The organism is Paraburkholderia sp. UYCP14C (assembly GCF_004197395.1).
GTDB lineage: Bacteria > Pseudomonadota > Gammaproteobacteria > Burkholderiales > Burkholderiaceae > Paraburkholderia.
Genome location: NZ_SELS01000133.1, coordinates 1 through 8,041, shown reverse-complemented (window position 1 = coordinate 8,041; position 8,041 = coordinate 1). Strand labels below are relative to the sequence as shown.

Annotated in this window: 7 protein-coding genes; 1 reads left to right on the top strand and 6 read right to left on the bottom strand. The window is 51.7% G+C overall.

Features of this window, described 5'->3' with window-relative positions; genetic code table 11:
• A partial coding sequence (locus EVC45_RS46330) for a hypothetical protein (protein ID WP_211193578.1) occupies window positions 1-233 on the top strand: 233 nt, incomplete at its 5' end.
• Here the strand turns inward: EVC45_RS46330 and EVC45_RS42735 are convergent.
• From EVC45_RS42735 to EVC45_RS42715, 6 genes are all read right to left on the bottom strand, one after another.
• Window positions 234-932, bottom strand: a complete 699-nt coding sequence (locus EVC45_RS42735) for a glutathione S-transferase family protein (protein ID WP_129964110.1) — start codon at window positions 930-932, stop codon at window positions 234-236.
• 229 nt (window positions 933-1,161) lie between these two features.
• Window positions 1,162-1,542, bottom strand: a complete 381-nt coding sequence (locus tag EVC45_RS47370) for an SGNH/GDSL hydrolase family protein (protein WP_248295494.1) — start codon at window positions 1,540-1,542, stop codon at window positions 1,162-1,164.
• Window positions 1,543-1,555: 13 nt separating this feature from the next.
• Window positions 1,556-2,278, bottom strand: coding sequence for a hypothetical protein (locus tag EVC45_RS47365; RefSeq protein WP_248295493.1), 723 nt, complete (start codon window positions 2,276-2,278; stop codon window positions 1,556-1,558).
• A gap of 210 nt (window positions 2,279-2,488) precedes the next feature.
• The gene (locus EVC45_RS42725) at window positions 2,489-4,327 is read right to left on the bottom strand and encodes a carbamoyltransferase (RefSeq protein ID WP_129964109.1); all 1,839 of its coding nucleotides are present in this window, start codon (window positions 4,325-4,327) and stop codon (window positions 2,489-2,491) included.
• Between the two features lie 23 nt (window positions 4,328-4,350).
• Window positions 4,351-6,588: an iron-containing redox enzyme family protein gene (locus EVC45_RS42720; protein ID WP_168991658.1), complete on the bottom strand. Its 2,238-nt coding sequence runs from the start codon at window positions 6,586-6,588 to the stop codon at window positions 4,351-4,353.
• A 173-nt stretch (window positions 6,589-6,761) separates the two neighbouring features.
• Window positions 6,762-7,931, bottom strand: a complete 1,170-nt coding sequence (locus tag EVC45_RS42715) for a hypothetical protein (RefSeq protein ID WP_129964107.1) — start codon at window positions 7,929-7,931, stop codon at window positions 6,762-6,764.
• Between the last annotated feature and the right edge of the window lie 110 nt (window positions 7,932-8,041).

Here is an 8,041-nt window from a genome sequence, read left to right as displayed (position 1 = left end):
TCGTGGAAACCCGATTCTCTCGGATTCCCAACGGGGAACCGCCGCCTTCAACCTTCAACTACGCCTGGGACATTGCCATTCATAAGGAGACGATAGGGGATTCAGCACGAATTGTCTCGCAAAAAACGGACATCATCGTCGCCCCATTTGCGACCGATTTTTTTCATATTATGAAAAAAATCCCGGCGGCATTACCTAAGCCGTCGGGATTGTTGCCGCTAGCGCCGAGATGATCAGGCGACGACGAGGCTCGGCTCGGTCATTATGTCCAGCTCACCAAGAATCTTTCCGTAGCTTACATAAGGGCGCTCAGGTGACAAGAGGGCATAAGGCAATTTCCATCCAGGCAGCCTTGCAATTCTCTTCGCCCAAGCCAATACCGGCGCCGGAAGCTCAACCTCAGCCTGATTTGCCCAATAAACATAGCCGGCGAGGGAGAAATCGGCGATGCTAATTGCATCGCCCAGAATGAATGGCCGCCCGTCCGAAAGCTCCTTCGCGAATCGACCCACATCTGCATCATAACGAGACTGCAACCACTCAATAGCACCTACCGGATATTGCTCGGGAAAGAAGTTACGGGCGAGCCTCAGATGCGGCAAGCATAAGCCGATCTTGTTGTGCTCCCAAAAAAGCCATTCCATCGCTCGTGCCATAGCATTTCCGTCTTGGCCGCCGAAGGATTCGAGATGCTGCGCAAGGAAGCACAAGATGGCATTGGATTGAACATAAACATCGTCCCCGTGCGTGAGCAACGGAACTTCTCCAAAGCGAGGCAAACTGAGCGAGCGGAACGGCTCCGGTCGATCTTCGCGCGCGAGATCGATATCAACCAGTTGGTATTCGTAGTCAATTCCACTGACATCCATCAGTAGCTTGACCTTGTATGAGTGACCCGATTCGGGATGGCCGTAAAGTACAAGTTTCTTCATAGTGAACCTCTCGTAGTCTTGATTTTTGGATGAACATCTAGACAACTAATGACTCAGGCTGCGATGTCAACGAAGTGGATAAATAGACCCGCTCTCTTCCTTCTTTTTCTTCTTGGGAAAAAAAACAGTCAGAAGGCGCCTGAATACACCGATCCGACGATCTTTCTTCGTAGTAGTCGAGCGTTGGCCTTGATTGCTGGACGGCATAGTGACCTCTTAAAAATTCGGCTTAGGAAAGAACGACATCTGATACGATGCGAGCAACTTCGTCATAGCCTGCATCATTAAAATGCACGCGATCTACAAAGATGTTCTCGTCGCGCAGCTTTGAGTCCCGTAGCAAATTATTCATATCCCAGAAAGCAATATCTCTTTTATGGCAGCCACGCAAAATCTCCGATGCGAACGGATCATGGATTTCCGGGCTTAGGATTTTCCCGAAAAGCCTCCAGAAATTATTTGGACAACTATCTATTGCATGGAAAATTGCCAGTTCTTCTTGCGTGAAGTGCTCTTTGACCCAGTAAGACATCGGTTGAAGCACAAACGAAAGACGCGCACCAAATGGCGCAAGGAGTTGCTGCCACTGGAACATTGAGTTGGAAATCACCCCTGCAGCCCGCTTAACTCGATCCCTCGGTATTTGTATCATCGTCGCTTATAACGACATCGGCCGGATTATCTTTTCCGAGCTTAGATCGTATGAAATCTGCGTACTTCCCGATCATCCCCTTTTGCCGACCATCGAGATCAGACGCATATGTATTTTGTCGGCGCTTTAGATCCTCATTATATTTTTCCATGTAATGAGCGTACTCAAATGAGTAATAGTATCTTCCATGGTCAGTTGAGAGACTATCGGGAATCCCTTCCAAGGTAAGAGTATTTATCCCGCTTAGCACAACGACATTATTGATATGACTAAATCGATGCTGATGCATCAGAAATAGCAAAACTTCCTGAACAGCGTTGTAACCGCGTCCGCTGAAATTGAGCCAGATTTCATTTGTGTGCACACTCAACCGGGAGGCGATCGTACCTCCGTCCGTAGTCGCACCCGTCCCCAAAGCGGTAGAGCCACCGACTAGCAGATTTATCGGCCTATCAACCGGGAGGTCGCCAACCGAATACAGTTTCCCTTGCGACGTGCTATAGCGAAATCCGAGGGAGTCAGTATTGATCACCGTCGATCGATAATTCCCATGATGAAAGAACATCGTGTAGGGAAGCCATCGCACCCCGAGATACATGAACTCATCGTACTCACGAATTTGAGGCGTCAATCGATACACTTCCTGGACAGCTTCGTCGTGGGTCAGAGGCTTAAATGTGTTGGTATCGAGCATTACGCATCCTGTTTTGGTTTCAAGCAGCGACATGGATCACTTGGCTAGAATTTTGTACGTGTTCGCAGCTGGCAATCTTCTTAAGAGCATTGGATTGCCTATCAATCGCGAAACGCCTCCCAGCGGCCAAACCAACGTGAGGAAGGCTGCTCCACAAATTACTTTCGCGATAACTAGCACGGCGCGATTCAGCATGGTTTATCCTCAGAGCTAATCCAGTTGAAATTCCTCTTTCCAATCGACTGCCTCTTCCCATGCAGGCTGACTGGTTTTACGAACGATATGCGAACCAATAACAAGATAATCCATCGCAGTTCTCATGAAGCAACGGTACGCATCGGTGGGACTCTCAACGATAGGTTCCCCACGAACATTAAATGATGTGTTGACAAGAATCGGGCAGCCCGTGATCTCGTGAAATGCGGTGATAAGCCTATAGAACAAGGGATTGGATTTATCGTCGACCGTCTGAACCCGCGCCGAGAAATCGACATGTGTGACAGCCGGTATGCTTGAGCGCACAACCTTGAGCTTTTCTATCCCCGTCTTTCCTTCCTCTTCAGCAGTGGCATCCTTGCGCCTGCCTTTAGCAACTGGCACAACGAACAACATGTATGGGCTTGCACGATCGATCTCGAACCACTCGGAAGCGTGCTCTGCGAGCACAGCCGGAGCGAACGGCCTGAAGGATTCTCGATTCTTGATCTTCAAGTTCATCACACTCTGCATATCCGGATTGCGCGGGTCACCCAGAATAGATCTGGAGCCCAAAGAGCGCGGACCATATTCCATGCGACCTTGGAACCAGCCAACGACGTGACCTTGACTGATCAGTTGCGCGACAATCGCCGGCAAATCGGACGTAGCAACGGTTTCGTATTTAGCGCCCAGCTCGTCAAGAAGTTGCGCCGCCTGTTCATCCGGATAGCTAGTTCCAACGTAGGCACCGCGCATTCCGTCATGATCCATTTGGTGTCGCGTCTCGCCCATCCGGCTATACCACCCTGTGTATGCTGCCCCCAAGGCGCCTCCGCAATCTCCCGAAGCAGGCTGTGCCCAGACCGACTCGAATACGCCGCTTTTAAGGATCTTTCCGTTTGAGACACAATTGAGAGCTACGCCACCTGCAAGGCATAGGTTCCGCTGGCCTGTTTCCGCTCTAACAGATACCGCGATCTTTAGTACGATATCTTCCAAAACGTGCTGGATTGAGGCAGCCAAATTGAATTCTCTCTCGGTGATCCTATCTTCGGGGCGGCGAGGTGGTCCGCCGAACAGTCGCTCGAACCGTGAATTGATCATGGTCTTGCCTGTGGCATAGTCGAAGAATTCCATGTTCAACCAGAAACTACCGTCGCTCTTCACGTCGATCAAATGGTCTCTGATCAATCCCGCGTATGTCGGTTGCCCGTAGGGAGCAAGTCCCATGAGCTTGTATTCGCCTGAGTCAACTTTGAAGCCGCAGAAATAAGTGAAAGCCGAATACAGCAAACCAAGCGAGTGAGGAAAATTTATGTTCCAAAGCGGTCTGAGGGAATTGCCTCGTCCTACCCAACATGAGGTCGTGGCGAGCTCGCCGACGCCATCAATACAGAGCACTGCGGCGTCCGGAAACGGGCTGGCGTAGAATGCCGATGCAGCGTGAGATTCGTGATGCGGTACACAATAGATCGGTGGGACAACTCCGCCATTCGTCAGCTTACTCAACTCGTGCCGTATCTTCTTTACCACGTGGAGCTTATCCGTTAGCCAAACAGGAATGTCATGTACGAATCGGTTGAGACCTTTCAGTCCGAAGCTCGTATAGGTTGACAGAAGCCTGCGAAACTTTAGTCGCGGCTCTTCATAGTAGTAGATTGCCTCGACATCGATCAGATCGATGCCCGCGTGTTGTAAGCAAAATGCCGTAGCGAGCGACGGAAATCTACTATCCTGCTTAATTCGAGTGAAACGCTCCTCTTGCGCTGCCGCTATCAGTTGTCCATCGCAAAGAAGGGCAGCTGCGCTGTCATGGTAATACGCTGAAAGTCCCAACAGATATCTACTCATCGTGCACCTCATCGGATACTTCGTCAGTTCGCGGCATTGCCATAATTGGCGCTGCGATAAAAGCGGCTCAGAAAAGATTCCGGCGGAGGCACTAAAGCCAGATAGCCCGCCCATATCCGCTGCCAATGAAGATTCACAGCATGCCGATCGTAAGAATCGACGACGCCATCCAGATAAAGCTGAATTGCTTCCACGGCCATCGCTGAATGCCCGGTAGATACGTTGTCAATGGTGTTATGGAGATCAACGAAGTGGGAGGAGAATCCGTAATATCTGAGTTCGTCTCGCGCGCTTCGATATGCTCCGCCCACGCCAGACAGCTCCATTGCGAGGTTCAGGCCTAATGTTTCGGGTAGAAATCGTCGGGGAAACAGGGCGAGAGAGAGCCACAAGACGGGTACACGAAACGATTCATCCCGGAATCCGTCCCAGTCAGCGAATGAGCGTGATCCGATCTCGGGTAGGTCAACTCCCATTTCGTTCATCAAGGTTCTGTATATGTTGGGATGGTTCAGGGATGTGTCACCGTTGCCAATCTCATCGGAGTAAATCGTGTACAAGATGCGTCCAATCGGAGTGTCGGTAAGTTCTGGGCCGCACCAGCCCTGTAGCCACGCCCCGTCAATCATTACTAACGGACAGAGTTGCACCGCCTCGTCCACAACACGATCTCGGATTTTGAAATCCTTAGGGTGCTTCGGATGATACGAAGCTATCTGCTTCGAAACTGTTTCGTCAAACCAATCGTTAAACGCGCGGTGATTGTATTCACGGAGGGGAGGCGGACGTTTTCCGATCACTATCTGACGCTCTGAGAGTCGCAGCCAACGTAGTGCGTAGTCGAGAGCGAGCGATCTAATTTCAGCATCATGCTCGGCGTTTAGAAGGCGATAGTACATATCGCGCGCAATCACACTCTGGGCGTCGACGCGCGCAGGCGTCTGCGTGTTAGCAATCCAACTGCCGCTTGAGGCAGAGTCCCCGCTTATGCTCGCGTTTTTGCCTACGGCACCGGTCGTGCGGAGCGCTCGACCATTAGCCTCGCTTTCGGCAGGAGCGAGCGAGGATATCCACGCACGGATAACGTCAAGCTCATCAGGTTGGAATATCCGAAACATTTTCCCCTTCGGCGCAACAAGGGACGTTAATAGTGCGCTTCGATCAGGCTCACCTGGAACGATGTAACGGGAAGCCGCCAACTCGCTCATGAATCGGCGCGGGTTTTGTACTAGCAGTTGATCAAACGGGCATTTCCCGAGACGAAGATGACTGTGATAACCGACTGCGTATTTCGATTTCCTCTGCAGCATGCGCAACATTTTCGCGCGCGGCTGCAGGTACCCTTTTGAGACCAGAGACGTAATGTGTTCCGACCATGCAGAGCAGCTCCGTGCTCGGAGAGTGGTTGACAGATAGATGCGGCCAACGAGCGTAACCAAGTCCGCTGAACTGCCCTTAAAATCGCGAATAAAATGAGTAATTGCCAGTAGCGCCTCATCGAGCAGGCGTTGCTGCTCTACTTCGATCGGGAACAGATCCGCGGCAATGATCTTGCCCGTTGCGCGCAGTTGCTCAACGGCCGCCCGAACAATAGTGGGCGCCCCGCAGGCAGCATCGTGCAGACAGGCGCCAAGGATTTCTGGCATGAACCGGTCGGGAAAACGCGACATTGCTAGATCGATTGTAGGGAGTTCAAAGGATAGTTCCTGAATCCCCAGCTCGCTCTGAAATCGCGCTGATCCTAACGGTGGCAAATAAACATCGAGCAATTGCAGCATTGCTGCATAGCACTCGTGTCTATTCGAACTGCGATGATGCTGCCGCAAGATTGCCTGGTGCATGCGATGGAAAACTGCGGCTAGCTCTGTCCCACTTCGTGTTGCGTGAAACGTCTTCTGTAGAAGTGCCCCAGTCAGCATTGCCTGCGGGGTGTATTGAACCAGGACAAAAGTAGCCTCCTGCGCGGAAGGCGCCCAAGTCTCCGACATCTCAAGTGCCGGACGAAGATAGTGCAGCAGCGTCGTCCCTATAAGCTGCGGGGATTGCAAGCGGCTTGACTCGACAAGATCGCAGAGCCAATCACATGCGGATGTTTCCGCTATGTATTGATTCGCTATCTGTGCCGCTACTGCGTCTGCTTGTGGCTCTTCGGAGCTCAGCAATTCGCGAAAGCGCACTGACCATAAATTCGAGTTCCCAGCCTTTGCGTGAGGGATTGATTGCGGCTCGTGGTCGTTGACAAATTCAGTCTCGATATTCATGTCGTTTTCCACGCGTTCCATATGCAGATTGAATTTCGGTATCACGCCGTTCAGTCATCGGAATATCAGCCCATATCTAGATTCAAGGCCGGCAAAACACGTTGAAGCAGGTTTCGCGAACGCTTGTCCGAAACGCCTGTCTTGCGGGTAAGTTCCGTTCCAAGAACCGGCTTTCATGCTGCCACCCGCACCTCCGATCCGATCAGACATTCCCGCGCAGCCTGATTCGCGTCGTATATGGCGCGCGAGTAACAATTTGGCGAAGAGACGTAGTGGTTGTAGTACGTCGTCCCCTCAACCAGCGGTCCGAAGACCCAGACGTCAGTCGATGTTGTACCTTTTGCATCGATCGCGTGACCTTGCTCGTCGACCTTGATGCCACCCGACGATGCACCCTCAACCTGACTAAGGATGCCGGCTTGAATCAACTGTGCGGGAAGAGATTGGTTGGCGTTTCTGAGATCGTGATTCGCAATTTGAGCCGCGACGGAGTACGAGCGATGGAGGACGTTGCTCCCATTACAGGCCCCTGTGAAAGCGACCTTCTGAAACATGGCGCGCTCCGCTGGCAGATCACTCAAGCGAACCAGGCGGACGACATCGGAGCGAAGGAGCGCGAGAAATTCTTCCTGCCGCTCAATATGAGGGCCCGCCACCAATCGGTTGATCAATGGCGAAAAAATCGAATAGAACCGAGCCCGTGAAGACGTAGTGAGACCGTCAAAATTGACGGCGAATCGAATCAGATCTCTCAAGTCTCGCCACACCTCCAAGGCACACTTTCTTGCACTAGCGGCAAGGCCAGTTCTGCTTTCGAAAAGATCATCCGTCAAATAGTCAACGAACCAATTTCTGTATTCATCCCCCTTGAGGTCGCCTGGCAGTGCCGTTATGAGAAATTTTTCAGGATCAAATGGGCTGACACGCCCGGCCAATTCCGCAAGCGACTCGCTTAGTCTCGCGACTGAATCTCCATCCTCCCATTCCCTGAAGGACTGGAGTCTTTCGCGGATATCACGATTAGCCTTCGTTGATTTAGTACACGCCTCATAATAGGCAAGCATCATTTCCGCCTTAAGCATGGGAAATAAGTGCTGCTCGAAATCAAGTCGTCCATTTCTTTCGCTTTCGCGGAGCGCTGCAATCCTCGCCTCGGTGAAGACGGCCGGTTGGTGCCTTCGATGTGTTGCGATGAATTGGGGGCGTGCATGAAATGGCAAGCCATTCCTCGAAAAAAGGAGTATTGCCGGCTCGCGGCCACTGGGTTCGTATCCCAACCGCCCATCTTCACTTCTTTTGAACCTGCCAGACCGGCCGAGCGTAAGGCTGGCAATTGCGTCCATGGCGGTCAAACCCAAACCTGATATTTCAAAAATGCCTCTATTGAATTTTCAGTGGGTGGTATCGTCCCGGTTTCTGGATAAACAAGACGAAGGCAGGTCATGCATAGCCA

Coding starts and splice junctions, on each gene's coding strand:
- EVC45_RS42735 (WP_129964110.1), bottom strand. CDS start 932: ATGAAGAAACTTGTACTTTACGGCCATCCCGAATCGGGTCACTCATAC.
- EVC45_RS47365 (WP_248295493.1), bottom strand. CDS start 2,278: ATGCTCGATACCAACACATTTAAGCCTCTGACCCACGACGAAGCTGTC.
- EVC45_RS42725 (WP_129964109.1), bottom strand. CDS start 4,327: ATGAGTAGATATCTGTTGGGACTTTCAGCGTATTACCATGACAGCGCA.
- EVC45_RS42720 (WP_168991658.1), bottom strand. CDS start 6,588: ATGAATATCGAGACTGAATTTGTCAACGACCACGAGCCGCAATCAATC.
- EVC45_RS42715 (WP_129964107.1), bottom strand. CDS start 7,931: ATGGACGCAATTGCCAGCCTTACGCTCGGCCGGTCTGGCAGGTTCAAA.